A 26,941-nucleotide genomic window follows, 5' to 3' on the forward strand; every position below is an offset into this window, starting at 1 on the left:
GATCGATTCGCCGCAGTCAACCAGACCGTCGTTGTTGCCCAGACCGTCATTGATAACATGATCGTCATAGATCACGAACGGCCCATCCGGTGCGATGATAGTTATCGTTCCAAAGAAAGGCAATGCATTATAGGCCGTAACAGTCAGCGTCAAATCTTCGCCGACCGGTAATTCTTCAAAAAATTGCATCGTGGCCATGCCGTCGGGTCCGGTCGTGCCGGTGCCATAGATAATTCCGTTTTTGGTCAAGGCACAAAGCGCGCCCTCGAGGCCGACCACCTGAATATTCATATCCGGCTGTGTAAATATATGCGCGGGGGTGTAGCTAACAGTCAACGTCGCCGGATCATCGGTGCGAATCATCAGTGACGGGTCACCGAAAATTGTCCAGGCATTGAACTCTTCAACACCGTCGGCGCCCTGTGCTTCCATCATATAACAGGATCCGTTATAGCACAATCCGCCCATGGTCAGCTTCTGCTCCGAAACCAGCAGATCGGTAATTTCATCCTGGGCGTACATCGGAGGATTCCATGCCTGGCTGATAATCGACATGTAGGTCGCCACTGCCCCGGTGGGATTGGCGCCGTCGGTCGCCCGAAGCCAGGCTTCCGCAAAACAGGTGGAACCCACGAAATTGCCGTTAAGGCAGGCGACGCTGAAGATCATTGGAAGCATATAATCATTTGTCAGAGCGTTGACATTGGTATTCGAATATCCGGTTGTTCCCCAGCTTGTGGTTGAACCATGACCGCAATAATTAACAACACTTCTGCCGTTATTAAGGGCGGAAGAGATGGCGGCTATAGTCGCCGTCGGTTCATATATTTGATCAACTTGAGTATAATTATATCCCAGCAGGTCGGTCCGAATATTATTTATATGTTGATAGTCATATTCACCATAGTGCCCCGGGCCCTCGTCCGAAGCAATCCCCGTTCCCATATGGAACCAGTCCGATCCGATCGGAGTCTTGTCGTAATTTATCGTTCTTTCGACCTGAGTCTCAACCTGTGCGACTGTTTCGGCCGAAAAACGACCGATAATAATATCCGGCCAGTCATCGGCCCCGCTTGTCTTTGAATAGTAGGAATCGGAACCGGCGCCGGTGGCGGTTCCCGTGGTTATCTGTGCTCCATCGCCCACCAGCAGGACCCAGGCCAGGCCGAAGTCACTGGCGTAAACGGAGTCGATAAAATTCTTGATGCTGGTGGCGTTGTTTCCGATTGAGGAAATATCAACAATAGCCGTGTTGATACCTTTTTGAATTTTCCAGTCGACCAGGGGAAGCATGGCGTCGTGAAAAGAATTGTAAGTAATAATCAGCATATTGCCGTCTTCAGGAGTTGATGGATATTTCTCCGTCTGGTCATAATAATTAAGAAATCTCCGGCTGTAAATTTCTTCAAAGGCATTAACCTTGTTTCTGACTATGTCTCCTTTCTCGAGAACATTGATCTCACCCGGGCCGACATTAACAATTTCGACCGTGACCGAAGTATAAATCCTCAGGGTTTTTTCGGCCGGGTTATAGCGGAAAGGATTGATCTCGACCACCGTGCCCCTGAAATCGCGAAGAATGAACGGCTCGCGAAGCGTCGCCAGTTCATAAGGATACCAATCGGATTTGGAATAAACGTCTCCGAAAGTGTAGGGCACATCGTCGGGATTGACGGTTCGTTTGAGATTACCTTTGGATGAAATCACCGGCATATCGGGGATGTCAACAAATTCCTCCGACAGAACCCTGATTTCGACCCTGGCATCATCCGGAATAATAATACTCCGGGAGATATGCGGCAGTTCCGGCTCGCCTTCGATCAAAAGGACCGGTTCTTCGCCGCATTTCAGTGAGAAAAACTTCTCTCCGTTCAGGTCAATAACATCCCTGTAAAAAGCCCCCACGTCAAAACGCAGGACCGTCTTGTAATCGTCGGATTGTTCGACAATCACGGAAACATCATCACCTTTCGCCCCCAAGTCCATTCTTTCGGCGGAAGCAAAAGATGAAAGGGCTAATAGTATAACCAATGTGAGCATGAGCAACTGCCTTATACGCATTGGTGCCTCTCTTTATTGTGGTTTGTGACTAAGTGCGCATCAAAAAAGTATAAAACATGCAAATTCGGTATGTAACCATAAGCATATAATTCAATATAATTCAAATTATTACTCAAACAAGCAAGAAATTGACATTTTGGGGACCATTTTTTTAATTATTTTGACCCTGATTTTTGCTCTCAGCTGATTAAAATCAAAAGAAAAGGCCCGAAAGGCGGTTTAGCCTTTCGAGCCAGAGGGTCAAAAATACTTTTAAGTATATTTTTGGTCGCCATCACAACCTTCATTTTACGGCATTATATTGTATTAATCTCCATGATTCATCGAATTGAACCGTCGGAACTTCACTATTCCAGATAAATAATTTAACCATACCGAAACCCGGCGCAAACCACTCCTCCCGGAAGGTGCTTGTTACTTCCACGCCCGCGATCACAGTTGACCGAAGAATCTGATAGGCGTCCTCAACATGTCCTATGGGGAGGTCGTCAAAAGCCTGAATTGCCGCCACCGTGTCATGAATGATGTAGTAACCCGGATCTTCAATTGTCCAGCTTTCACCCACGGTCGCCGGCATATCATAGACAAAATCATACGGGGCATTACTGCCGATATATATCATCTCATTAACAATATCGAAATGTTTGTATATGGTTGTGTCCGGGTATTGATATCTCAGCGTACCATAACCGGTTACCGTGACTACCACAGTGTCGGTTATATTCTCGTCTGTTCGGAATCGTTCGTATTTCCAAAATGAGCCTTGCCTGAGCGAGTAGTCATCCTTAATATTGCGCTCATTGAGGCTTTCCCCTTTGTACAGATATTTTAGTATTTGGAGGCCATCCAGAAGATTTAATATGCCGCCGCCATAGACATCGGCATGGTAAAAATGAACCGGGGGCGGCCCACCCTTGTATAGATAATTGATGATGGCCACGATATCGAGAATATTCACTTTCATATCGCCGTTGACATCCCCGGCGGCCGAGGCAATGTCGGCTGTATATGAACATTCTCCATATTCATTCGGATGACTGACGGTAGAAACTCCCACAATAACGTCATAGGTGTCGCCAGCCTCGCTTATATCGGTGTCAAAGGTCCACAGACCGGTAAATGAATTTATAGTTCCGGGGCCTTCAATAATTATAAAATTATAGGGAGTACCATATGGGTCAGTTGCATTAAAATTATATTGGAAGCCATTGGCATAATTTGTGCCAATCGACATAGATGGGCAATTGGTGAACTGGGGAGGCTCAGGAAACCAGTACATAACGGGATAGCAGAACGGCCCCTGGAAAACAGGTGACGGCTCCTCAAATAGCCATTCATAACCTTCGCCATATCCCGCGGAATCGATGCAGAAATATATTTCGTTATCCCATGGCAGAACGAACCTAAAATTAAATGCCATATACGTCTGAAGGCCCAGTCCAGAAGGCCATCCGTTGCCAACGGAGGACGACCCATTATAGCAGATTCCGTCGGGAAGAACGCCGTCCCAACCGAATTCAGTGAGACCGGAGCCAAGATCCCAGAATCCGCCCGGTTCAAAGCCATTTAACAACTCCACCGAGCCGTTGGAGCTATTGCCCCCCACATTTACAGGATAGAAATTGTAATCGCTGCCGACAATATAAAATGTCAAAGGGATAGATACATTTTGACGAGTGAAGCCATCATTATTGGCCATTTTAATTTCAAATCTGACAGGGATCTGAGTCCGTATCATCGGAGTTCCATTGACGTCATAAAAATATAGCGGCGAAACATATGGCACAATTGTGGTTGCACCCTGAAGGCCAATTAGACAAATCAGGAACAATCCCAATAGAAACAAAATTGATTTTCTCATCTTTCCCTCCAATATCTTTTAAACTTGCCTTGATTTTCACATATTTGAGGCACGATTTGCTCATGCCCTCCAAAAAAGGATATCGCGAGTAAAGATGTCTATCACAGATGCTTGCCTATTTAGTAAAATAGGCGTTTCTTAATTATCTGTCAAGGATTATCTGGACAAACTTGTGTATGTTAAGGATTAATTTGGTCGTTTTAAAGAAGATATTATTTATCCAAATATCAACGGCTACACATTGCTGTCAAACGGCCACGACGGCAGATTTATTTGCCGCGGTCGATCATGGCGAAAACCGAGCGCATAGTCGGCCTGCATGAGCGTCTGGATCTCGCGTGAACCCTCATAAATGGCAGCCCCTTTTGAATTTCGGAAAAACCGCTCGACCGGATATTCATCGGAAAAGCCATAGGCGCCATGTACCTGAACGGCATCATTGGCCGCTTTTTCCGCTTCACGGCAGGCGATCCACTTGGCCAGGGCCGTCTCGCGCGTGCAGCGGATGCCCTGGTTGCGCATCCAGCCGGCTTTCAGCCAGAGCAGTTGCGAATATTCATAACCTGCCTGCATATTGGCTATCATCTCTTTGACAAGCTGGTGTTCCGCAATGGGTCGTTCGAATGTCTTCCGGGTCAGCGAATACTGGACACAGGCGTCGATACAGGCTTTGATTAAGCCGGTCGAACCGGCCGCGACAGTATAGCGTCCCTGCTCGAGGCAGAACATGGCGATACCGAACCCTTCGCCTTCGTCACCCAACAGGTTCTCCGAGGGTACTTCAACATCCTGCATTGAGATCCAGCCGGTATTACCGGCCCGCACACCCAGTTTGCCATGGATGGAGCCGGTCGTGACGCCGGGGAAAGATCTCTCAACAATAAAACATGAAATGCCGCTGTGATCGCGGCTTTTCTTTTTATCCTGATCAGTCCAGGCAAAAATAAGAAAATTATCGGCGACATCGGCCAAACTGATCCACATTTTTTCGCCGTTAAGAATATATTTGTCACCTTTCTTGGCCGCGGTTGTCTGGAGTCCGACAACATCGGAACCGGCATTCGGTTCGGTCAGACCGAAGGTGGAGATTTTTTCGCCCTTGGCCTGCGGGATTAGATATTTCTCTTTCTGAAACTGATTACCGCGCGACAGCAGCGTCAGTGAATTCAGGCCGATATGCACCGAGAGAATAACGCGGGCCGAAGCATCGATATATTCCAGTTCTTCGCAGGCCAGTCCCAGCGAAATATAGTCCATGCCGGCGCCGCCGTATTGTTCCGGTATACACAAGCCGAGAATATCGGCTTCGGCCATTCTGGTCAACAGCGTCGGATCGAATTTATGGGCCCGGTCGTTTTCGCGGATGGTCGGTGCCACATATTTTTTGGCAAAATTGCGACATAGTTCCTGCACCGAAAGGTGATCATCATTTAGTTCGAAATTCATATTAGTATTCCCGGCTAATAGTCCATTTCAATGTTTATCCTCGCAGTCCATATATAAATAATAATCAGATGATTGCCAACATCAAAAGAGCCGCAAACAGTGTCGAAATGAAATTTACCATATCATTATTTATCAAACGGGATCCCTGAAATAACATGGTTTTTCTTTGACAATGAAAAGTCTTTTCGGTAATCTTACCGCATTCCGGGCATCTAAACCGGGCCTGAACAGTCGCTCCCAGAACAGAGTCGAACAGGGCGCCGATCCATCCGGCAATCGCCGCTGCCATCCATAAATCAAAGGCAAAGACAAGCCCGCCGGATACAATTCTCATACAAATGAGACCAGAAATGATTATCAATATTGCCCCAAAGAGGGAAGAGGCCGTTCCCAGAAATGTTATGCCTCCGGACTGTCCCGGCTCCATTATTCTAAAACTTATAATAGATAATGGCTTATGCTTCGAGAGCAGCCCGATTTCAGTGGCCCAGGTGTCGGCGGCCGCCTCCGCCACAGCCGCAAGATAAACCGGATACCAAAGAATATTCCCTGTGATGTAGTGAGCCACAACGGCCAGGGTTGCGATGCTTCCGTTGGCCAGCACCTGCCATATATCGCGGGGACCGGTCTTACCGGTTTCAAGGAGGCCTTTATCTTTGCCGGCAGATTTCAATAATGACAGAAGGCTGGAGGTCGCGAAGAAAACAATCAATGGCACCGCATAAAGGATCCCGCCCAGCCCGAAAACAATTGTGCCGACGAGAATCATTCCGACCGCCCCGGAAAATTTCAGGGCACGCAGCCTGAATGAGATCACGGCTATTAATGCCGCCGGCAGAAAGGCACAAGCCAGATTTTGAAGAGCTTCTATAATTGAGTCGCCGATCATATTTTTATTTTCCCCGTTATAAGGAAATATACACAATGTCCCGATTGTAAAAAAAATGAATTTAATAAAAAAGGCGAGTCGTCAGACCCGCCCATTGGATTAATAGCACAAGGAAGTATTACCTGGAAAACTTTTTATACCTGTCGTTGATGCGTCCCCAATGCAAATTATTCAATAAATTGTCGATGTATTTGGCACGGCCCGGACCATCCTTGTGATAGTAGGCATGCTCAAAAACATCAAGCGAAATCAGGGGAATACCGCCCCAGATGGCGCCGTAATGATGCTCATCGACCAGCACATTCAACAGCCTGCCGCTGTATAATTTGTCAAGTGTCAGGACCGCCCATCCGGAAAGTTTGGCCGCAATCGCGGTCGCCTTGAAATCTTCTTTCCATTTTTCGATACTGCCGAATTCTTTTTCGATCGCCGCGACTATATCCGGGCCCTTTGAAGTGTCGCCGTTGCCGCCGAGTACTTCCCAGTAAACGTCATGCAGCAGGGCGCCGCCGTGATTCCAGGTCATTCGCCGCTTCAATTCGCCCAGTTCCGACCAGTTGCCGTTGGCCGTGGAGCGATCGACTTTTTCCAGATTTTGCTCGATTTTATTCAGAAAGGTGACATAACCCTTATGGTGCGTGTTATAGTGCCAATCGGTCGTTTCGGGTGAAACAACATCTTTAAGCAGTTTCTTGGCATCTTCGTCCGAATACGGACGCTTGTTAAATTTCCATTCGTAAGCCATTTTAATCTCCTTTATAGTCCTAAGATTTTCGTTCTCTTTAACTTCAAATGATGACTCTCTGCTATCCCTGAATTCAAAACCTCAATTTTACATGTAACCATGTTGCTCCCGAAATGTTCCACAAAAAAGTAAGGATTATTTGCAATATAGGATATTCCATTGACATCACTTCTATCTTATTGATATTCAAGCGGATGATTGTAAAATAGACATTAGCGATACTGTTAATCTTGTCCCGTTTAAATGTTTAAAATGATTGATAAATTTTAAAAAAGTATTTTATTTCATTTTAGGATATTTTGTTAATCTTAAACTGTCAGCTTGTTATTTTGTCTGAAATGGCAGGTTTTTGCGGATTGTAATATAGTAATAAGATGGAATTGTATTTTTTAAATGAAATAGGAAAAACATTTGGCATCGGTGGTCTATGCATCGCTGTGTTTCTTCTTATTATTAGGTTAATCTTTCGCAAAATGAAATTTCCCAAATTAACGAGGGAGCATACCTATAGGATAATAGACAAAAGTATAAGATATGCTTTTATACTGGCTATCGTAGGTTTAGTAATTTATTCTGGTAATATTATGGATAGATTTTCAGGGAAATCAATAAAGGCTGAAAATACAACTCAATCATTCAGGTTAACCGGCTTTTTCAACCAAAAATTAGTAAATAATGTGATTAAATTGACAGGAATTCCATACACCAGTACTGGGAGTGCCACATTTGATATATCATTTACCCAAAATGGGTTACTAAGGCCATCCCAAAAGAGTGGCTACTATTTATATGATGGCGGTACCTTACTTCTTGTTATTAATAATAAAATAAAGTGCGAAATATCACAATTGACAATTCCGGCTTGGTCAGATTCGCCGGGCAACCCAAAAGCTATCTTGGAACATAATATTGAACAGAATATTAATGATCTAATAGCCTCCAATATAGAATTAATCGCTGCAAGAATTAAGGAATGTCTTGATAATGAATCAAAAATATAGAGCCAATAGCCAATCTATAATTGCAGTCTTATTTGTCTGCTTTCTTTTTATTTCTTTGCACAATAGCGCAATTGCAGATTCCAAGAGATTATTGATATATGCCCAAAATACTGCACTTTTACCACAGATTGAGGCTATTTTAAAGAACCTGAGAAATGCGGAAACAGACGAATTGATATTTTCCAATATTGTAAATCTAAATGTTTGGGCAATTAATCAAGATGAAACTGGCAATTTGGATGATCTTATTAGATTCTATGAATCAAATCAGCAATTAAGGAGAAAGGCTCGCGAGGCCAGGCAAAGCGATGATTCCCTAGTAGATTTAATTATAAATGCTGATAGTTATATCAGGTTTGATGTATTAGAAAAACTTCCATTATTAGAATTTCAGCTAATAATAACCGATTCAATACCTCATCGCTCAAGAGATGAATTTCAAATATTAGTAACCAGTAGTACAAGATATAATGGATTCATTATTGATTTATCAAGTGATGATTATATTAATCAACTTGATTGCAATTTAAGAAAATTATTCCCAGAGTCTAATAGGCTACCCCAACCCGTTATACAAATTAATTCTAGCAGGAATAGTGACGGTTTTTTTTATTATGGCACTGGCAATAAAATCATTATCGATGCATCCAATTCTTATGATCCGGATGGCAATGAGAGGCCCTTGGAGTTTATTTGGAGGCAGATTAATCCAATAGACAGCTCCAGGCCAATTAGCGCAAGTGAATTTATAGCCCTGAAACAGGGCGAAAGTGTTCAGGAAATCTCAACGAGAAATGTTTGTGAATTTAATATCGCCTTGGTAATATCGGATGGTATCTCAAAATGTAAGGAGGAAATAATCAAGTTTAGATATATTGATAAACCCATTATTTCAAGTAAGTCTTATAATTATTCCATAGATTCATATCCTGGTTTGAAGAGAAAGGATAGGATTTATATTCCAATATCTCTTTTTGTTACGACAAAAGATACCACAGATCTGGTATTATATAAAGTCCTGGTTCAACGAAAAAAAGATATTTTTGACATTTTTAAAAAATCGGTTTTTGAGTATCAGAAAATTGATTCAGTGAATCCAGCGTGGTTCGATTTGATTGAGGAGAGTATTCAACCACAAGGAAACAGTAGAAAATATATCCTGAATTTCATCTACCCCAGAGATGATTGGTGGAAATCCTCATATAAGTTTTATATTTTTGCTAGAAATCAATATACCACCAGTGATACTATTGAAATTACGGTAGATCATAATATTCATAGTTTTGAAGGCAAGGCAGATATAGTCATTTCAAAATATTATAAACTAAATGATGATGGTTATAACTTTGCGGGCGAAAGAAATATTTTATTAAATCTGGCTTATAAATATTATTTTAGTAGAAAATTGTCACTCGAGATTGGAACTCAACAAAATGTTTATGACGAAAATAATATTAAAAATAGGAAATATTTTAAACTGACTAGTTCATATTTTTCTCTGAATTATTCTTATATTTCAATGGGTTTATATCAGGCTGGGATTTATGGTGGATATGGCTGGAGCATGGATTTTGGAAAACTGTTGGTAGATAAATCAGTATTGCTCGAGTTTGTGGCTTTTAATAGGGGGTGGTCGACCCTTTCTCTTCGCGCTGGTGGCGAGATATCCTTGAGAAGTTTTATGCTATTAGCAATTAGTTCTTATGTGCTTATGGTATTGTCCTGAAATAAGATATGGCCCGCAAATGCCTCCTTTGCCCTTCCTGTTATGTAAATTGGAAAGCACTTTTTAGCATTATCTCCAATTACAAACAGGCAGGGCCTCGTACTCCTGCAAGGTCCTGCCTAAAATAAACGCACAAAAAATCAAGAGTTGTTTGCTCAAGAACCTCTGAGTCTATAGTGCGATTCTGTCTAATATGGGTGATGTTCGCGGTTTTTCTTGCAGATTTTTATATGGTGCAAGCACTTATTGAAGGAAAATATTGCCGGTTTTTCACAGCCAACGTCGATTCGTATATATATTATGCCTTATCCCACTTTGTGGTGCATCCAGACATTCGGTTCGATGTACAATCCCAGATCGGCCTTAATATCCATTTTTACCGGGGCCAGCGCACCCGGAATTATGTATTCGCCGCTCGACGGAAAATGCATCCCCGTCCATTTCTCCCAGTCGGCAATGGTGCCGGGTATTCGCATTGACTCAGGACATACTTTAATAGTATCGGCGCCAAGTTTGCTGTGAACGCGCATCCAGGGATCAAAAGGGCGGCCGTCATCATTTTTCCAGCGGACATATTCATTCATTGGAGTCAGCGGATATAAATGCTTGTGATTGGGGCGGACCGGCGCATATAAGGCGTTGCACCCGTTCCGACGGGCGATTCCAATCATTTCCCGTATTGCCTTTGTGCTTAGTGCGTACCCTTGAAACTCAGGATTTACAACCACCTGGAGGGCAAACAGGGACAGGGATTCACGGTTGGTTTTTGAAGCCGGCTCAAAAGCCTCGGTTAATATCCAGTCGAGGCCGTTATCAGGGAGTTGCTCCGGCGTGGCGGACCATTGGACCGGAACGCTGTTGCCGACAGCCAGAATCTTTTCGCCGTTTTTTTCGACCAGAACAAACTGAAATTGAGCGAAATTTTCGTATAAACGCCACCAGTACTTATTAACGATGGTGTCATGCAACATGAACTCCGGCCAGGCTTTGCCGCATAATTGGTCTGCGGTATCAATCAGATCGGGCTTTTCCGCCAGATTAACCGCATGATACTGCAACTCATTCATGCGGCGTAAATTATATCGCATCGGTCAAAGATCAAGCTAATATTCCGAAAACAAGCATTTATTTTTTCAAATATCTCGACTTTTGATTGCCAGATTTGAGCCAATGGTGTTCCATTATTTATAGAATAAATTGAAAATCCTACATAAGGTGGGCTCAAACCAATCCAAAAACCACGCCCGACCTTTTCCCTCTGAAGGGCAGCCATCCGGCTGCCCCTCCTTTTTTGTCATATTTTTATTTGTAGAATTTTGCCGATAATCCATAAATTGGTATTATATTGCAGCCATATCCGTGCTGGAATAGGGAGGAAAAAAGCCGCAGCACTAAAGCTCGGCCATCAATAATATGGATCCTTATTTTTGGATGAAAGACCGCTCAAACCCGGAAGTCATCGAGTACCTCAAACGGGAGAATGAATATACCGAGCGGATGATGAAGCATACTCGGGAAGTAAGGGAGAAGCTCTATAATGAGTTACTGGGGCGCATGCGCCAGGATGATCGTTCTGTCCCTTACCGGCTGGGCCATTACTGGCATTATTATCGCACTGAGGCGGGTAAACAATATAATATTTATTGCCGGGCGAAGGATACCGCCGACGGTCCGGAGGAAATCATTCTTGATCTCAATGATATCGCCGTGGGGCATGATTATTGCGATCTCGGCGATTATGCAGTCAGTCCCGACCAGAAATGGCTGGTATACACGATCGATATCAGGGGAAAAGAAAAATACACCCTTTTTTTTCGAAACCTTGAAACCGGTGAGGTCATCGACGAGCAGCTAAAAAATATCCATATGCGTATTCAATGGGCCAATGACAGCCGGACAATTTTTTATACGACTCTCGATGAAGCACTCCGGCCATATCGTTTGCATCGACACACCCTCGGGACGCCCCCGGAAGATGATGCTGTTCTGTTCGAAGAAAATGATCCGGCTTTCAGGCTGCTGGTCAGCCGGTCCCGCAGCAAAAAATTCATATTTCTGAGGCTGGAGAGCCAGGTCGCCACTGAGGTATATGTTCTGGATGCCGATGATCCACAGGGCCGGTTCAGGCTGGTCCGGCCAAGGGAAGAAGGAGTCGAGTATTATCTTCTTCACCGCGGGGATCAATTTTTTATTCTTACGAATGATAATGCCGTAAATTTCCGTATTATGACGGCCCCGGTAGGTAATCCCGGCAAAGAAAACTGGAAAGAGCTCATCGGCCATCGAGAAAGTGTTATGATTGAAGACGCGGAGATTTTTATCAACCACCTGGTATTGTTTGAGCGCATACATGGCATGAATTCAATCAGGGTAATAGATTTGCGTGACGATGATGATCATTATGTGGTCTTTGATGAACGACTATATGTATGCTGGAGCGGTAAGAATCCGCAATATGATACCAATATTTTTCGTTTCATATATTCTTCGTTAATTACTCCGGAGACCGTGATCAGTTATAATATGGACACCCGCGAAAGAGCTGTTCTTAAGGTTGAAGAGGTCGTTGGCGGATATGATCCTTCCCAATATCGGTCCGAACGCATTTATGCGACAGCCAAAGATGGAACGGCCGTGCCGATTTCGCTGGTATATCGAAAAGGTATGAAAAAGGACGGGTCAAATGCTATGGTGCTATATGGTTATGGCGCCTATGGTATCAGCTCGGAGCCGGATTTCTGGTCCGGGCGGCTCAGTTTGCTTGATCGCGGTTTTGTATATGCGATAGCACATGTCCGGGGAGGTTCCGAATTAGGCCGCGAATGGTATGAGGACGGCAAGCTTCTTTTCAAGAAAAATACGTTTACCGATTTTATCGCCTGTGCCGAATACCTGATCGCCGAAAAATATACGTCCCCGGAATATCTGGTTATAGAAGGAACCAGCGCCGGCGGGTTGCTTATAGGCACCGTGGCGAATATGCGGCCCGATTTATTTCAAGCCGCGATTGCCGACGTTCCTTTTGTCGATGTTGTCAATACCATGATGGACGAGTCAATCCCGCGGACAGCCACCGAATTTGACGAGTGGGGAAATCCAGCCGAGGATAAACAGGTGCGGGATTATCTCAGGTCCTATTCGCCGTATGACAATGTCAGCCCCCAGGAATATCCCAATATTCTCATTACGACAGGCATAAATGATCCCCGCGTTCACTATTGGGAACCGGCCAAATGGGCCGCCAGGCTTCGGGCGCTCAAAACCGACGACAACCTGCTTCTGTTGCGAACCAATTTCAAGAGCGGCCATTTCGGCCCGACCGGTCGTTTCGATTACCTGAGGGAATTTGCCTTCGAACTGGCCTTTATCTTCGATGTTCTGGGCGTCGAAGCCTAATCATTTCAATGGTTTCACTTATTGGAAAAGTAATCAAAAATTTCCAAATCAATAATTTGTAGCGTTCTTTGGCACAAGCCTTTAATTATTGAGGTTTGTGACAAAAATCACATTCTTTTAAAAAACAAACTTGACATTTGAGTTATTTCTTATAACTTGGAACATTAATTTGTAAGGGTAGCCCGCAAAAGGTAACAGGTGAGAGGAATTTTTTCGGGCAGGGACGATTATTTTGAATTCAATTAATTTAATAATAATAAACCTAATTTAAGGGAGTTGTCAATGGATCACTGGATCTATTTGTACACTGCACAGATTTTGGGTGTTGTCGGTATCATTTTCGCCTTTATACTGTACATCACCATAAAGTCGAAGGATGCAGGAAACGACCTGATGAAAGAAATCGCCGGGCAGATTGCTCACGGCGCGATGGTCTTCCTGAAACGGGAGTATTCCATTCTTGCCGTCTTTATCGTAGTCGTGTTCGTTTTGCTTGGAATTTTCATCAGCTGGGCCACCGCGATTGCCTTCTGCTGCGGTGCCATCAGTTCGATGCTGGCCGGGTATTTCGGCATGCAGGCAGCCACTAAAGCCAATGTGAGAACCTCGGCTGCAGCCAAAGACAAGGGTCAGGGCACCGCGCTTTCGATTGCCTTCACCGGCGGGGCCGTAATGGGCATGTCGGTCGCGGCTCTAGGGCTTTTTGGCGTCAGTGTGTTCACTTACCTTGTTTTCAGGACTGATTTCTTCAATTGGCCTGATTTGGCTGGATTTGGCATGGGTGCCTCTTCGATCGCCCTTTTCGCACGTGTCGGCGGTGGTATTTTTACCAAATCGGCCGATGTCGGCGCCGATCTGGTCGGTAAAATTGAAGCCGGCATCCCCGAAGATGATCCTCGCAATCCGGCTGTTATTGCCGATAATGTCGGCGATAATGTCGGTGACACGGCCGGAATGGGTGCCGACCTTTTCGAATCTTATGTAGGTTCGGTCATTGCCACCATCGCTATTGCGGCCGTTGCTCTCGGATCGGATATGCCGACCGGTTCAACTTTGGCAAAAGTAATCTTACCGATAGCTATCGCCTCCGCGGGAATTATTGCTTCGATTCTGGGTGTGCTTTCGGTCAAGGTATTTGCCAACATGAAAAATCCTGCGGCGGTTCTTCGCGTTGTTACCTATGTCGCGTCGGTTGTTCTCTTTGTCGCTGCCTGGTTTATTATTGCAAAGCTTGGACTTGATGCCAAACTGTTTTGGGTGATTCTGGCCGGTAATGTCGCCGGTATTTTAATCGGTTTGATGACCGAATACTACACGGCTGGCAGCCCGATTAGAAAAATTGCCAAAGCCTCCGAGACCGGCGCCGCGACCAATATCATATCCGGCCTTGCCATCGGCATGGAATCAGTCGCCATCCCGGTCTTTATTATTGCCATGGCGGTTCTGGTCGGCTACAAACTGGGTGATCTTTATGGTGTCGGTTTGGCCGCAGTCGGTATGCTTTCGACCATCGGTGTGACCATGTCAGTCGATGCCTATGGACCTATCGCCGACAATGCCGGCGGTATTACCGAAATGGCCGGTCTTGGGGAGGACATCCGCAAGATCACCGACCGTCTCGATTCTCTCGGCAATACAACCGCGGCCATCGGCAAAGGCTTTGCCATCGGCTCTGCGGCCCTGACTGCCCTGGCTCTGTTTTCGGCCTACAGCACGGCGGCCGGTGTCAAAACCATAAGTCTTCTCGATGTCCATGTCGTAGTCGGGTTCTTTATCGGTGGTATTCTTCCCTTCTTGATTGCCGCCATGACCATGACCGCAGTCGGCAAAGCGGCGTTCAAGATGGTCTCCGAGGTTCGTCGCCAGTTCAAGGAAATCAAGGGATTGATGGAAGGAACGGCCAAACCGGATACCGCCCGTTGCGTCGATATTGCTACTAAGGGTGCATTGCAGCAAATGGTTCTTCCCGGTTTGCTGGCGATTTGTGCCCCGATTGTGGTCGGGCTTGTCTTTGGCAAAGAGGCCCTCGGCGGTTTCCTTGGTGGCGCCACTCTTTCCGGGGTTTTGATGGCCCTTATGATGGCCAATGCCGGCGGCGCCTGGGACAATGCCAAGAAATTTATCGAAGCCGGTAATCTTGGCGGAAAAGGCTCCGATGCCCATAAAGCGGCGGTTGTCGGTGATACCGTCGGCGATCCTTTCAAGGATACCTCGGGTCCGTCGATGAACATCCTCATCAAATTGATGGCGATGGTCTCATTGGTGCTTGCACCGCTGTTCTTGTAATAGAGATAAATTGAATTTTATGAAGCCCGCTTCGGCGGGCTTTTTTTTTGCTAATCCCAGAATTCCCAGGTCACGCCGTAATAATTGAAGCGATTGACATACAGGTAGTCTTCTCTGGAATAATACTCTGCAGAGGCTACATTCTGAGAAATATAATAAAACCGGAATTTCTTTATCTTGAATGTGAACTTGACATTCACTATAACATCCTGCCCGTATTCCGCTCCATTGTATCCGGTGTAAAGATCATTATATATCGCTTCGCCATAGGCATAAAGGTGAACATCGATCTTGCGGATATGATAGTACAGCTCCAGGTTGGAAAACGCCTGGAAGTCCGGCGAGTACGGCGGATCATTATCACCGTCGATCTCTATATAATGATAGCTGCCCCCGCCCGAGAAATGAATCAGGCTGCCCAGAACCAGCTTTTTTTGCAAAGTGGCTGTCCCGAAATTGATGTCACTATTGGCCGGCGTATATTCGCCCTGCGAATATAGAGGATTTTCAAGTCTTCTCCAGTCGATCCCGTCCTTTATCCGACCACCGGTAGCGGATAACTCTATATCATTGCCGGCGCTTCCCAGGGCACAGGTAAGATTGCCGGTTAATTGCTTTTCCGACTTAAGATCCGGGTTGCCGTGCTCCATGTAATCGGAGCCAAGACCAATGATTAATCCACCCGAGCGTGAAGTCAGATCAAGCTCGTACTGGCGGGGGAATTTGGTGGCGTAACCGGCCGACAGAGAAAAGAAGGACTTTTCTTTATTCATGGTAATCGCCAGCATCGCCGACGGCGCCGGATTATATCCGCTCACTTTTTCACCTTTGACATATAGAAGGCCGGATGTTTCGGCGCTCCCGAAAATGAACGTTGCATCGACAATTTCGTGTCCGCGTTTGCTCGTGGACGCCCCGTCTTCGTACTTCTCATCGGCGAGAATTATACCGGCTTTGATTCCGCCCCCGCCCAGTCGGCGTTCATGCGTCAATCGTATCGAGTTGTCGAACACATCAAGATTTCTGAAATATGTTTCGTACGGTCGGTCGATCTTCGATTCCGAACGTTGGTGCCTGAATTCGATGTAACTTGTCTTGTCGGGTCCGTGCCCGAATTGCAGTCCGGCGCTGAGATCCCGGTCACGACGGAATCGATCGAAGTAATTATCGGATATGGCCGGGCGGGGCCGATATGCTCCCTCTCGCTTATAAATATGACCGCTTAGATTAATTCTGATATTTGACGTAAGCGGCGAGATCATTTCACCCCACTGATGATAGGCTTCATCATTGCTGTTGAAATAAGTTCCGTCCGATTTTCGGTAGCCGGCCGCAAGCCGGATTAAGCGTCCGTTTCCCGTCCGGTGCGCAAACATTCCCTTGGTATAGGCATAACCATTCCAACCCTTGTCAGCCACCATCTTAGATTCGGCGCGGGTTCCTTCCGGATCCTGGGGAAGAAGAATCAGTGAAGAGCCGCTGTTCGGCGCGTTGAAGACCATCCCCAGGGGCCCCTCGATATTATAAACCGCCTGAACCGGGGCGGTGGGGACATCATTGAAGTCGATCATGTTATCCGGTTCGGGAAGATGCTCAAGCGGTCCCATGCTCCGATTATTCATTATTATATTCATTCGGTTTCCGGGCAGATTGAACGGCGAAACGGTTTTTCGTAAGGGAATATCCTGATAATCGACTATGAAATTCGCGGGATTGAACCGGAGAAAATCGCCGGCATCATGCTGAAATGAGCGCGCGGCCTCATCATTCAGGTTAAACCGCTCGGCCAGAAAACGATTACTGATGGTATCAATAAGATTATAATAATCCAGCTGGACGACTGTGTCTCTTTTTTTTGTCGGAGGAATCTGAAAGGTGCTGTCGGTGCTAATTAATGAATCCTGACCGGTATAAATGGAATCCGTCTCTGCCGGAAATGTTGCATCCTGGGCGACAGAAATCGAGGAGGCTAGGAACACCCCGGCCAGACCGACAATAAACGTGATAAGATATTTATTCATCCTGTCGCACTCTTTTCTCTCTTCATTAAAAAAACCAGCGCCGGCCACAATATCGGAAATATTATACTATTAGAAATGATAGTAATCAATGAAAATAGCGCTCCTCCGATCAGCCGCGGCCAGAATGGCTGAAAAATATATGCATCGACCACGCCCACAATTACCACATAAATTAAACCGCTCGTGAGTCCCGAGAGACTAAGAACAAAAGCCGTCTTTGCTCGAGAATCCGACATCCCTATCACCTTCGCCGCAAGCACCCCTGTAACTGCGGTGAAGGAGATTCCGATAAGTTGCGAAATCATGACCGGAAACGGCGCCGGGCCCGATGGATTCAGGTTTGACCATAAAAGAAAACCGATTATCCCGACCCCGCACCCTGACCAGATTCCCCAGATAAAGCCGGCGGCAAAAACGATGAAAAAGGAAGGGTTAACATTGGGAATCAGCACCGAGAAGTATGAAAAAACAAAAACCAGAGCCGCAAAGACAGCGACTCTGGCAATTGTTCTTATTCTCGAATCCATTTATCTGATTACGGCAATCTTGAATTTCTCGGCGCCTTCAATCGAGCCGTTATCAAGTATGACCTGGCAGTAAGCCAGGTAAACACCCGGCGCGACCTTTTTGCCGCTTTGATTGTCAAGCTTCCATCCCACCGAAATTTTGTCGCCATCAGAAAGAGATCCATTATAGCTTATTACATTTATCTTCTCGCCAGAGATGGTAAAAATATTTACTTGCATTTCTGTATTGACCCCTGACAAAGATGATGTTGATATTTGAGCTTCAAAAGTCACGGAATCATCGGCGGATTTAACAACAATCGGATTGGGATAAGGTTTGTGAAAATCCAATGAATTAGGAAATGAATCAGAAGGCTGATTGCTAAAAATGGCCCCATAATTAAATCCCGTTGGATATTTTGATATAGAAGTATCCGTGGGAGTGGCTATGGCGACCACATTGCGGTACAGCGAGGGATCAAAATTGAAATATAATGGCGGCCCGGGCGCCAGGGGGCTGAGATCCCGCTGGCTGTCGAGTATAATGGCATCCTGCGCGATGTTCGACGGGAACGCCACCATGGTAACGGTCCATTTTATTCCCACGCCGCCCACAAAAATAAAGTTAAAGACAGAATCGGGCAACAATGACAGGTTCTGAAAATTCAAATAGTGAGCACCCGCGTTCTGCGGAAGATTACCCTTATAGTAGGTTAAAGGTGTGCCATTACCAAGTAAAAAGGTCGTACCGTCGATGGTTGTATCCATCCAGGGCCAGCGCATCTGAAGCGGGTAAAAGTCATATCTTGCAAAATTAAGATAGGCGCTGTCGGGAGGCATCGGGTAATTAGCCGCCTCCGAAAAACCATAACCCGCCGGGGCCCGTGCCGCCCTGGTACCGGTGAATAAATTCCAAACTTCGAATTCGTTAAAGGCCCTTTGGAAATCATATTGATTGGTGGTATCCCATTTGAGCGGGTCGCTGGTGAACTCGATCAAGGCCCTGTCAATCGCCTGCAAAAATTGAGATCCGGTCCGCTCGGCACATATCTCCCAAATATCTCTGACCAGCGAAGTATCAAATTTTTCCGATAAATAAAGTGGGAAGACGACACAGCCATACTGATGCACCGTGTTGACAGGATATGTTGCGTATTGAAGGCCATACCAGGGATAATTGTAATAATAGGGAAGATAAGCATAGTAATCATTGATATTGTCATAAGCTATTTCTTCCATCCAGGTTGCGGTCATTTCCCACCAGGGGACGAATTCATAACCGGCGTGAGACTCAAACTCGGTGGCATCCATCCCATAATGAATGGTGTGGAAAAATTCATGGGCGATGGTCACCCGGGCGGCATCCAATCGTCTTTCCATCTGGGAACTCAGGTTGTACGGCCAGAAATTATAGTCGTTGTCGATTTCTATGTAGGATGTATATGATTGGAACGTGACCTGCGCTTCATACCAGGTGATACCGTAGTACTGAGAGGGCAGCGCTATAATATAAATATCTTTGAGAGAATCGCCGCCGTTGATGCCGTCGGCCGGCGGGGCCGGGTAACCCATCTGATTTACTTCCAATTCCCAGACCGAATCGGCGATATCGGCGATTTTATTGACATAATCCGGAATACCGTCAGTATTGGCATCGATCAACGGGTAAAGCACGGCGTCAGTCCCGAGCGTCGCGTAATGCACACGAATATAACCTTTTGGGGAAACATAGGAGTAGGGAAGATTGGGGCGAGCCGCAAGAGAGGCGGCAATGGCGGCGTACTTGCCCGTGAAATTATCTCGGTTGTTCATCAGATTGAGAGCCAGTTCGGTTCCGCAGCGCGGCAATGTTTCGCCCTCGAGAGATGCGGGGATCGGGCCCTCTCCGCGTATATATAAATAATTCTCAATTAATTCCTGCTGCTGCTGTTCACTGAGAGCCCCGGAATATGCCGATTGCCCGATGCCCCAAAACAGCGCGATTAATAATAGGAAAACCAGTTTTTTCAAAGCAAACCTCAATCTTTAATTTTTACCTTTGTTTTCATGGCAGAAAGAAGATCATATGGAGCCGGCTGTGATCCAATTGCGCCGTACTTACCCTCCCGGCCGTGATAATCCGAACCGCCACATCCCAGGATCAATAATTTTTCCGTCAGTTTGGAATAGGCCTTAATGTGGGTGCTAAAGTGATAAGGGTGATAGATTTCTATTCCGTCAAGTCCATAACCGACGAACTCCCTAATATATTTCGAGGCGCCCGCGATGCGCGGGTGCGCCAGGAAGGCCAGCCCTCCGGCGGAATGAATCAGGTCAATCGCATCCTTGGGCGTTAAATTTGCCTTTGGAATATAGGCCGGCTTTTCCAGACCTATGTATTTTATGAAGGCTTCATCCATATTGTTTACCGCTCCGGCCTGGACCATGGCATTGGCCACGTGGGGACGGCCTATGGCCGATTTCCCGACAATATCGATTACCATATCCAGAGGTATATCTATTCCCAGCTTCCTTAACTCTTGTAACATCAAAGCCCCTCGCTGGTTCCGAATTTCTCTGAATCGCTCCAGTTCCGAGGCCAGAAAAGCAGAATTGGGATCAAAAAAATATCCGAGAATATGTAAATCCTCACCACCTTTACCGGCCGATAATTCCACCCCCGTTATTAATTCAGGGTCACCTTCCTTCAGCAACTCTCGCGCTTCAAAGTAGGCTCCGGCGTTATCGTGATCGGTAATGGAAAAGGCGGCCAGATTTTTTTCGCGTACCTCATTTAAAATTTCAGCCGGCGTCTTGATACCGTCCGAATAAGTCGAATGTATATGCAGGTCGATACGCGGAATCATCTATATTTTACTTTCAACGATTTTTCTGACTTCTTCCGCCAGCCTGTCGCTCGCCTCTTTCAGAACTTTTATCTTGCCGGTCATCTCATCGACAAACATCTGGTCCCCGAACCCGCCGATGTTAATCCTGACATTATATATGGCGCCCTCGATGGCCGCCTTGGCCATAAGAGCCGCCACTCCGGCATCCGATACCGAATTCACATTGCCTTTTTCCGCGACCACTTTGATCAATTCGAGTATTTTCAGCGCCAGCCCGGCTGTTTCAAGAGGCGTTCTGGCTGCGATTTTGGTCGCATCGAAAATCGCCTTATCGCGACGGGCGATTTCCTCATCATTATCTTTAGGCAGCTTGCGTGCGGCCATCACCTGGTCAAAAGCCTCACCGTCCTTAACAATCATTTCCTTCAACTGTTCACGAAGCACTTCGGACTTTTCCAGAATCTCCTTGAACTCATCTTCGACATCAGCATACTTTTTCTTGCCGATCGTCAGGCGGCAAACCATCGAACTCAGAGCGGCGCCGAGAGTTCCTGCGGCCGCGGCTACGGAACCGCCTCCCGGGGTCGGGGTCTTGGCGGCGACTTCATTGTAGAAGTCGGAAGTACTGGATTGAGATGTGCCGCCCATTTGCCGTAATTTTTCCTCGAGAACCTGAGCCACGGTAAAATTTTCGAGCTGAAGGTAGAAATCGGCTACGTCCAGCATGGCCTGCTGTGGTACCAGACCGATAATCTCCGATGACAACACGCGCACGCCATAGCGAGCCGCTTCCGATTTAATTGTCTCGAATACCCTGAAAACCGGGGTTTTTGTATAATTAACCAGATTCATTGATACCTGGGTTTGATTGCGTTCCTTAATGGAGAAGCCCATGGCCTTGACAAACCGGTAACCGCCGCGGGCAAAGCGGACCGCGTTGGCAATTTTCCTGGCGATTGACACACGATTAGTGTCCAGATAGACATTAAATGCAACCAATGGGAAACGCACGCCGATTGCGATTGCTCCCGCTTTAAGATTCATCTTTGACGGCCCGTAATCGGGCTTGCGGGCGGGATCGGTTTCGATCGAATCGCGAATGCCTTCATATTCGCCCCTTCTGACATCCGCCAGATTTTCCCGGTTCGGGCTGGTCGCTGCCGTTTCATATAAATAGACCGGAATCGCCAGTTCTTCGCCGACCCGTTTGCCGAGTTGATTAGCCAGTTCGACCGCCTCGGCCTCGGTAAAATCCGAAATCGGGATGAACGGACAGACATCGGTGGCCCCCATTCGCGGATGTTCGCCCTTATGTGTCGACATATCCAGCACTTCCGATGCCTTCTTGATACCCCGGAAACAGGCTTCGACGGCAAACTCGGGCTGGCAGACAAAAGTAACCACCGCTCGGTTATGGTCGCCGTCCATCTCACGATCCAGCAGAACCACGGTTTCGACCGACGTAATTTCATTTATGATTTGATCAAGAACTTCTTTTCTTCGACCTTCGGAAAAATTGGGAACACATTCGACTAATCTGATCATGTCTTTACTCCATGTTCTTTCTTGTTCTCACGCATGTATGATTTAAGACCCCAGGCGAGCAGGGGGATCATGATTTCATGGTGACCTATAAAATTGAATCCGTGTCCGCCGTCAGCCGTGGGACGGTTAACGACATTCATCATCGGCCGGTAATGCGCGATCATGTCGAAGTTGGCCGTCGTAATATTTCGTTTACTCTTGTTCAGATTACGCGAAACGGTCAGCGCTTTCAGAAAAACCTCGGGCAGGACGACCGCAGAACCGATATTAGCCGCAACACCCCCATTGTCGGCATTTCCAAGGATAGCCGCCAGAATCTTAAAATCCCGGTAGGAGGCTTCGGCGGCAGGACCGGCCCTGAAAGAGCTTTGCTGCTGGACGATGTCCGCCCCGACCACAAGGTGGACCGTGGCTGGAAGATTCAGCCTTTCGGCCGCCGCGAAAAGGGACGACCCGGCATATTTGGCCTTGCGGAGATTTATGTACTTACCGGCGGCTTCCCCCAAACCGATAGATTCTTTCTCCGCCATTTCGACGACATCGCTAAAATATCGCCCGGTTTCTTCGGCCATCCCGAATGACCCGTCCGACAAACCTGCCTGGACATCCTCCGAGGTGCGACCGATAAAGGCTGTTTCGAGGTCATGGATCAATCCCGCTGAATTCATGGAAATACCGGTGATTATATTATTTTCCATCAAATCGATGATGACAGGGGAGAGTCCGACCTTAATGACATGCGCTCCCATCAGGATCTGGAACGGCCGGTTGTTTCGGCGGGCTTTAACGACGTGTTTTATGAAATCAAGAAGATCGGCGGCTTTCAAATATTTCGGAAGACTCTCCATAAATATTTCCGCCGAAAGTTCTTTGATGGGACTGCCGAATGATGAAACACGAGCCCGACTCCGGCGCCCTTTAAGTGATACTGTTTTGATTTTTTTCAAATCAGCCTGTTTGAATCTGCCCATTATAAAATCAGAATTCTATGATTTCGCCAAGACTATAGTCGGTCAACTCCGCCGAGATCGAACCGACCAGCACTTTAGATTTCATCAAAACCGGTAATTTCAGTCTGTCATCGGTCAACCATACTTTGAGCCGCCCTTCGTGCTTGAAAATGCCGGATGTCATGAGAAGCGGTTCGACCACGATACAATCAAAAGTGCCGGCCTTCACTTTCACCGTCTCCTTTTGAACTACTCTTACTTCCAAGGGAAAAAGTTCGCCATCGGTGAAATTGTCAATGAACACCGATTCGCCGACTTTCAGCTCCATCGTCCGCACATAGTAGAGAATCGAAAGAGCATCCTGGACAAACGGCGCAATCTCCAGGGTGTCGTTTTTATAGACGACAGTATGGTTTTTTTGATCAAAGGCATAGGAGCGATCATTCCGATAGTTACCCTCGCGGAGATTTTTCTCGAAGTACCAACTGAATATCCCGACCGCATCGATAATGGTCTCGACCCGGTCCTCGACCCGGTAAAATGATGAAAAAAATTTGTTGGAATTGGCCGTCGAGACAATCTGGTAACAAGGACGGCCGTCATATTCGATTAATTCCTTCACTTCCATGGTGGCGTATCCGGCATTAATGAATCCGTACCCAATGTCAAAATCGAGCCGTTCACCAAGTCCGAATGCGATATTTTCAGCATACCTGAAGGGCTCGCCGTTCGTATCGGGGGGAGTCGTTCCGGTCTGGGCAAGGACCTTTCCGGGAATCCCTTTGGTAAAATATAATGCCCCCGAAACCAGGACCAGAACCATAATCGTTATCGCGGCTATTCTAAACATCGGTCAGAGAATTTCCCCTTTCATTCTGGCTGCTTCTATTATATGCGGCATTATGCGGCCCAGTTCCTCGCCGATTTCAAGAAAAGTCTGGTTGTACATGTCCAGGGAACCGCCGATAGGATCGGCGATTTCATCGCCGACACATCCCGGATCAGGATAATTTTTCAGGAGATATGTTTTTTTATCCGCCCCAACATCCATGGAGACGACATTATGGCAATGTTGTGAGGTCATACAAAGGATTATATCGGCATCGTGAACCATCTGAAGTGTCAGCGGGTGCGACCGGTGGCCTGATATATCGGCATCCCACAGGCGTGATGCTTCGATGGCATAGGTGGTCGCCGGGTAACCAGTGGCGGCGGCCGTTCCACTCGAGTAAACTTCAATATTCTTCAGGCCCTGGTTCTCGAACAGCTTTCTCAAACCACCCTCGGCCATAGGTGAGCGGCAGGTGTTGCCGGTGCAGACGAACATTATTCTATACATATCGGGTTATCACAATCTCACGATTTTTTTCTTGATCTCTTCCCGCGTAAAGGCGCCCGAACGCAAAATTTTGTATGTATCACAGGAACAGTCGACAACTGTCGACGGCAGGGCATTCAGATTGCCGCCGTCAAGATACATATCGACCTTTCCTCTGAATATGACCGCGATTTCCTCTATCGTTTCAGGATCGCCGGCGCCCGAAATATTGGCGCTGGTGGCTGTCACGTTAAAGTCAACCTTATTTAATAACTTGGCGATTATCGGTGAGGAGGAAAACCTGATACCGATTTTCCCGCCGATGACGATCGGCTCCGGATAGCCCGATTTATCTTTAAGAACCAGAGTCAATGGTCCCGGCAGGAATTGTTGGGCCAGCAACGCGGAAAGCTTGCTTTCGCATCCAAATTCAAAGATTTCATCATGGCTGCGGACAAAAACGGCACATGGCTGTTTTGGCTTCCGCCCTTTCAACTCATATATTCTTCCCATCACTTTGGCGTCATCTATTCTGCCAAGCAGTCCGTATTTGGTCTCTGTCGGTGCTACAATAATACCGCCCTTGCTTAGAATCCTGGCCGCTTGATCAATAATCTTATTGTCCGGTCGGGACTTGCTGATCTTCAGGATATTGAGGTCGCTCATTATTGGACTCCGTATCTTCAGGGTAAACCTCCAGAGAATCCGTCAGAGGAGGAATATCCTCATCAAATGTTTCCTCGACATTTTGTATATTGGTCGTAACTTTGACAACCCAGGCATTGCTGTAACCGGCCTCGATTGCGGCCGGCAAATATGCTTCAGCCTCCTCACGTTCGGCGAAATTGCCCACCCTGACTTTATAATAGGGCACTTCATAGTCAAGCCGCACCTCACGATCAAAGACTTCACGGGCTATGTCCATCTCACGTGCGGCCGGTCCATAAGTATTCGATGTGAATAATTGTATTCGATAAGTCTCAAACAAACCAATCAAAGAATCCGCCGAAACCACGCCCGTATCCGAATGGGCGGCGGTGACTCCTTTTGATGAATCGGGGATTGATGCCACGATCGGGTATTTTTCAGGGACAACATCATAATCTGACGGCAAACCCATCGGATCGTATGGTGTCGTAGCTTTTTCACCAGCCTCCTTCGGCCTGGCCTCATCCGGATGGTCGAATGTTCCATGGCACCCGATCACGGTGACCAGAAGCAGGGCTGAAAAAACAAAGAATTTCATCATATCTCTCTTATAAATACTTCTTGAGACTTTCATCCTGCGCTAATTCCTTGATAACCTGCTTGACTTCATTCACTTTTGTCTTATGTGCTACTAATACTATATCATCGGTTTTAACGACGACAAGGTCCGAAACCCCGAGGGTCACGATAATACCTTCGGTTTCATTGTATATTGTGGTTTCATATGAATCAGCGACCTTGGCATTACCGATAATTACATTATTATTCATGTCCTTGTTTTTATATCTCTCCAGAGCGTTCCAGCTGCCGACATCATCCCAGACCATGTCGGCCTTGATAGCCAGGACATTTTCGGCGTTTTCGAGAACCGCAAAATCAATTGATATCGGGCCGGATTTTTCATAAAGGCTCCGTCGGGCAGAACTTTCATCACCCGTACCTATTTTCAAGGCATACGCGGCGAGATGATCACTCATATCCGGCTGGCATTGGCATATGGCCGACAGCACACTGGCGACCGACCAGATAAACATGCCCGAGTTCCAGAGATGTTTCCGGCCGTAATAATATTGCTGGGCAACGGCCACCTTGGGCTTTTCAGTAAAGGAATCGACTTCATAAACCGCGATCCCCTCAATCGACTTATACATATCGGCCAGCTTTATATAGCCGTAGGCCGTTTCGGGACGGGTCGGATCGATACCGATAGTTATTAATTTGTCTTCTTCGGCGGCAATCTGCGCCCCGACATCGATAATATCCAGAAGTTTCTCAGGAGGTTTGATTATGTGATCGGCCGAAAGGACAATCATGACCCCATCAGGATCTATTTTCCGGATATGCTCCGCGGCCAATCCGATAGCCAGACAGGTGTCCCGCCCGAATGGCTCGGCCAGGATATTCTCCGGCTTCAGGCTGCCGATTTCTTTTAGAATCAATGGCATTATGTCGGCGGAGGTCACAACTATGATTCTCTCGACCGGAATCAGAGGAAGGACCCGGTCAATTGTTTCCTGGAGCATGGTTTTGTCGGAAATCAGCTTGAGCAGCTGCTTCGGCCTTTCCGTCCTCGACAGCGGCCAGAATCGTTCGCCTCGGCCGCCCGCCAGTATGACTCCATAAATCAATTGGTCACCCTCCTTATAAGCAAAAG

Annotated in this window: 22 protein-coding genes; 4 read left to right on the forward strand and 18 right to left on the reverse strand. The window is 46.7% G+C overall.

The window, feature by feature from the left end:
- From CVT49_12690 to CVT49_12710, 5 genes are all read right to left on the reverse strand, one after another.
- Positions 1 to 2,061: hypothetical protein (locus tag CVT49_12690; protein PKK82601.1), on the reverse strand; the 2,061-nt coding region annotated here is incomplete at its 3' end.
- Positions 2,062 to 2,344: 283 nt separating this feature from the next.
- Entirely contained in the window at positions 2,345 to 3,922 is a 1,578-nt protein-coding gene (locus tag CVT49_12695) for a hypothetical protein (GenBank protein ID PKK82602.1), read from the reverse strand.
- Between the two features lie 234 nt (positions 3,923 to 4,156).
- A complete protein-coding gene (locus CVT49_12700; GenBank protein PKK82603.1) occupies positions 4,157 to 5,368 on the reverse strand; it encodes a butyryl-CoA dehydrogenase in 1,212 nt (403 codons plus the stop codon).
- 64 nt (positions 5,369 to 5,432) lie between these two features.
- The gene (locus CVT49_12705; GenBank protein ID PKK82604.1) at positions 5,433 to 6,293 is read right to left on the reverse strand and encodes a DUF92 domain-containing protein; all 861 of its coding nucleotides are present in this window, start codon (positions 6,291 to 6,293) and stop codon (positions 5,433 to 5,435) included.
- A gap of 82 nt (positions 6,294 to 6,375) precedes the next feature.
- The gene (locus CVT49_12710) at positions 6,376 to 7,002 is read right to left on the reverse strand and encodes a superoxide dismutase (GenBank protein PKK82605.1); all 627 of its coding nucleotides are present in this window, start codon (positions 7,000 to 7,002) and stop codon (positions 6,376 to 6,378) included.
- Positions 7,003 to 7,376: 374 nt separating this feature from the next.
- Between CVT49_12710 and CVT49_12715 the strand changes: the two genes are divergently transcribed.
- Complete coding sequence (locus CVT49_12715; GenBank protein PKK82606.1) at positions 7,377 to 8,003, forward strand: hypothetical protein; 627 nt, start codon at positions 7,377 to 7,379, stop codon at positions 8,001 to 8,003.
- On the forward strand, positions 7,987 to 9,729 hold the full coding sequence (locus tag CVT49_12720) for a hypothetical protein (protein PKK82607.1): 1,743 nt from the start codon (positions 7,987 to 7,989) through the stop codon (positions 9,727 to 9,729). Before CVT49_12715 ends, CVT49_12720 begins: the two co-directional genes overlap by 17 nt.
- 305 nt (positions 9,730 to 10,034) lie before the next feature.
- On the opposite strand, the gene CVT49_12725 is transcribed toward CVT49_12720, so the two are convergent.
- A complete protein-coding gene (locus tag CVT49_12725) occupies positions 10,035 to 10,796 on the reverse strand; it encodes a GNAT family N-acetyltransferase (GenBank protein ID PKK82608.1) in 762 nt (253 codons plus the stop codon).
- Entirely contained in the window at positions 10,793 to 11,002 is a 210-nt protein-coding gene (locus tag CVT49_12730; protein ID PKK82609.1) for a hypothetical protein, read from the reverse strand. The genes CVT49_12725 and CVT49_12730 overlap by 4 nt, the downstream gene beginning before the upstream one ends.
- A gap of 140 nt (positions 11,003 to 11,142) precedes the next feature.
- On the opposite strand from CVT49_12730, the gene CVT49_12735 reads away from it, so the two are divergent.
- Complete coding sequence (locus CVT49_12735) at positions 11,143 to 13,125, forward strand: oligopeptidase B (protein PKK82610.1); 1,983 nt, start codon at positions 11,143 to 11,145, stop codon at positions 13,123 to 13,125.
- A 282-nt stretch (positions 13,126 to 13,407) separates the two neighbouring features.
- The gene (locus CVT49_12740; protein PKK82611.1) at positions 13,408 to 15,411 is read left to right on the forward strand and encodes a sodium-translocating pyrophosphatase; all 2,004 of its coding nucleotides are present in this window, start codon (positions 13,408 to 13,410) and stop codon (positions 15,409 to 15,411) included.
- 50 nt (positions 15,412 to 15,461) lie between these two features.
- Here CVT49_12740 and CVT49_12745 read toward each other — a convergent pair whose 3' ends face one another.
- Genes CVT49_12745 through CVT49_12795 form a run of 11 tightly spaced genes read right to left on the reverse strand, consistent with a single transcriptional unit; the run spans position 15,462 to position 26,915 of the window.
- Entirely contained in the window at positions 15,462 to 17,432 is a 1,971-nt protein-coding gene (locus tag CVT49_12745) for a hypothetical protein (GenBank protein PKK82612.1), read from the reverse strand.
- Positions 17,429 to 17,959, reverse strand: coding sequence for a hypothetical protein (locus CVT49_12750; protein PKK82613.1), 531 nt, complete (start codon positions 17,957 to 17,959; stop codon positions 17,429 to 17,431). The genes CVT49_12745 and CVT49_12750 overlap by 4 nt, the downstream gene beginning before the upstream one ends.
- Positions 17,960 to 19,948, reverse strand: coding sequence for a hypothetical protein (locus CVT49_12755; protein ID PKK82614.1), 1,989 nt, complete (start codon positions 19,946 to 19,948; stop codon positions 17,960 to 17,962).
- A gap of 8 nt (positions 19,949 to 19,956) precedes the next feature.
- Positions 19,957 to 20,784, reverse strand: coding sequence for a hypothetical protein (locus CVT49_12760; protein PKK82615.1), 828 nt, complete (start codon positions 20,782 to 20,784; stop codon positions 19,957 to 19,959).
- Positions 20,785 to 22,311: a glutamate formimidoyltransferase gene (gene ftcD, locus CVT49_12765; GenBank protein ID PKK82616.1), complete on the reverse strand. Its 1,527-nt coding sequence runs from the start codon at positions 22,309 to 22,311 to the stop codon at positions 20,785 to 20,787.
- Entirely contained in the window at positions 22,308 to 23,282 is a 975-nt protein-coding gene (locus CVT49_12770; protein ID PKK82617.1) for a hypothetical protein, read from the reverse strand. The genes ftcD and CVT49_12770 overlap by 4 nt, the downstream gene beginning before the upstream one ends.
- Before the next feature lie 7 nt (positions 23,283 to 23,289).
- Positions 23,290 to 24,111: a DUF3108 domain-containing protein gene (locus CVT49_12775; protein PKK82618.1), complete on the reverse strand. Its 822-nt coding sequence runs from the start codon at positions 24,109 to 24,111 to the stop codon at positions 23,290 to 23,292.
- Positions 24,112 to 24,114: 3 nt separating this feature from the next.
- Positions 24,115 to 24,600 carry a low molecular weight protein arginine phosphatase gene (locus CVT49_12780; GenBank protein PKK82619.1) on the reverse strand — a complete coding sequence of 162 codons (486 nt, stop codon included), beginning with the start codon at positions 24,598 to 24,600 and terminating at the stop codon, positions 24,115 to 24,117.
- 9 nt (positions 24,601 to 24,609) lie between these two features.
- A complete protein-coding gene (locus CVT49_12785) occupies positions 24,610 to 25,245 on the reverse strand; it encodes a threonylcarbamoyl-AMP synthase (protein ID PKK82620.1) in 636 nt (211 codons plus the stop codon).
- Positions 25,196 to 25,861 (reverse strand): hypothetical protein, encoded by a 666-nt coding sequence (locus tag CVT49_12790; protein ID PKK82621.1) that lies wholly within the window; start codon positions 25,859 to 25,861, stop codon positions 25,196 to 25,198. The genes CVT49_12785 and CVT49_12790 overlap by 50 nt, the downstream gene beginning before the upstream one ends.
- On the reverse strand, positions 25,836 to 26,915 hold the full coding sequence (locus CVT49_12795) for a mannose-1-phosphate guanylyltransferase (GenBank protein ID PKK82622.1): 1,080 nt from the start codon (positions 26,913 to 26,915) through the stop codon (positions 25,836 to 25,838). The genes CVT49_12790 and CVT49_12795 overlap by 26 nt, the downstream gene beginning before the upstream one ends.
- Between the last annotated feature and the right edge of the window lie 26 nt (positions 26,916 to 26,941).

Source organism: candidate division Zixibacteria bacterium HGW-Zixibacteria-1 (genome assembly GCA_002838945.1).
Classification (GTDB): Bacteria; Zixibacteria; MSB-5A5; order GN15; family PGXB01; genus PGXB01.

What these genes read in the sequence shown, in the direction of transcription:
- CVT49_12695 (PKK82602.1), bottom strand. Translation starts at nt 3,922, where the DNA reads ATGAGAAAATCAATTTTGTTTCTATTGGGATTGTTCCTGATTTGTCTA.
- CVT49_12700 (PKK82603.1), bottom strand. Translation starts at nt 5,368, where the DNA reads ATGAATTTCGAACTAAATGATGATCACCTTTCGGTGCAGGAACTATGT.
- CVT49_12710 (PKK82605.1), bottom strand. Translation starts at nt 7,002, where the DNA reads ATGGCTTACGAATGGAAATTTAACAAGCGTCCGTATTCGGACGAAGAT.
- CVT49_12715 (PKK82606.1), top strand. Translation starts at nt 7,377, where the DNA reads ATGGAATTGTATTTTTTAAATGAAATAGGAAAAACATTTGGCATCGGT.
- CVT49_12720 (PKK82607.1), top strand. Translation starts at nt 7,987, where the DNA reads ATGAATCAAAAATATAGAGCCAATAGCCAATCTATAATTGCAGTCTTA.
- CVT49_12725 (PKK82608.1), bottom strand. Translation starts at nt 10,796, where the DNA reads ATGAATGAGTTGCAGTATCATGCGGTTAATCTGGCGGAAAAGCCCGAT.
- CVT49_12730 (PKK82609.1), bottom strand. Translation starts at nt 11,002, where the DNA reads ATGGCTGCCCTTCAGAGGGAAAAGGTCGGGCGTGGTTTTTGGATTGGT.
- CVT49_12735 (PKK82610.1), top strand. Translation starts at nt 11,143, where the DNA reads ATGGATCCTTATTTTTGGATGAAAGACCGCTCAAACCCGGAAGTCATC.
- CVT49_12740 (PKK82611.1), top strand. Translation starts at nt 13,408, where the DNA reads ATGGATCACTGGATCTATTTGTACACTGCACAGATTTTGGGTGTTGTC.
- CVT49_12745 (PKK82612.1), bottom strand. Translation starts at nt 17,432, where the DNA reads ATGAATAAATATCTTATCACGTTTATTGTCGGTCTGGCCGGGGTGTTC.
- CVT49_12750 (PKK82613.1), bottom strand. Translation starts at nt 17,959, where the DNA reads ATGGATTCGAGAATAAGAACAATTGCCAGAGTCGCTGTCTTTGCGGCT.
- CVT49_12760 (PKK82615.1), bottom strand. Translation starts at nt 20,784, where the DNA reads ATGATTCCGCGTATCGACCTGCATATACATTCGACTTATTCGGACGGT.
- ftcD (PKK82616.1), bottom strand. Translation starts at nt 22,311, where the DNA reads ATGATCAGATTAGTCGAATGTGTTCCCAATTTTTCCGAAGGTCGAAGA.
- CVT49_12770 (PKK82617.1), bottom strand. Translation starts at nt 23,282, where the DNA reads ATGGGCAGATTCAAACAGGCTGATTTGAAAAAAATCAAAACAGTATCA.
- CVT49_12775 (PKK82618.1), bottom strand. Translation starts at nt 24,111, where the DNA reads ATGTTTAGAATAGCCGCGATAACGATTATGGTTCTGGTCCTGGTTTCG.
- CVT49_12780 (PKK82619.1), bottom strand. Translation starts at nt 24,600, where the DNA reads ATGTATAGAATAATGTTCGTCTGCACCGGCAACACCTGCCGCTCACCT.
- CVT49_12785 (PKK82620.1), bottom strand. Translation starts at nt 25,245, where the DNA reads ATGAGCGACCTCAATATCCTGAAGATCAGCAAGTCCCGACCGGACAAT.
- CVT49_12790 (PKK82621.1), bottom strand. Translation starts at nt 25,861, where the DNA reads ATGAAAGTCTCAAGAAGTATTTATAAGAGAGATATGATGAAATTCTTT.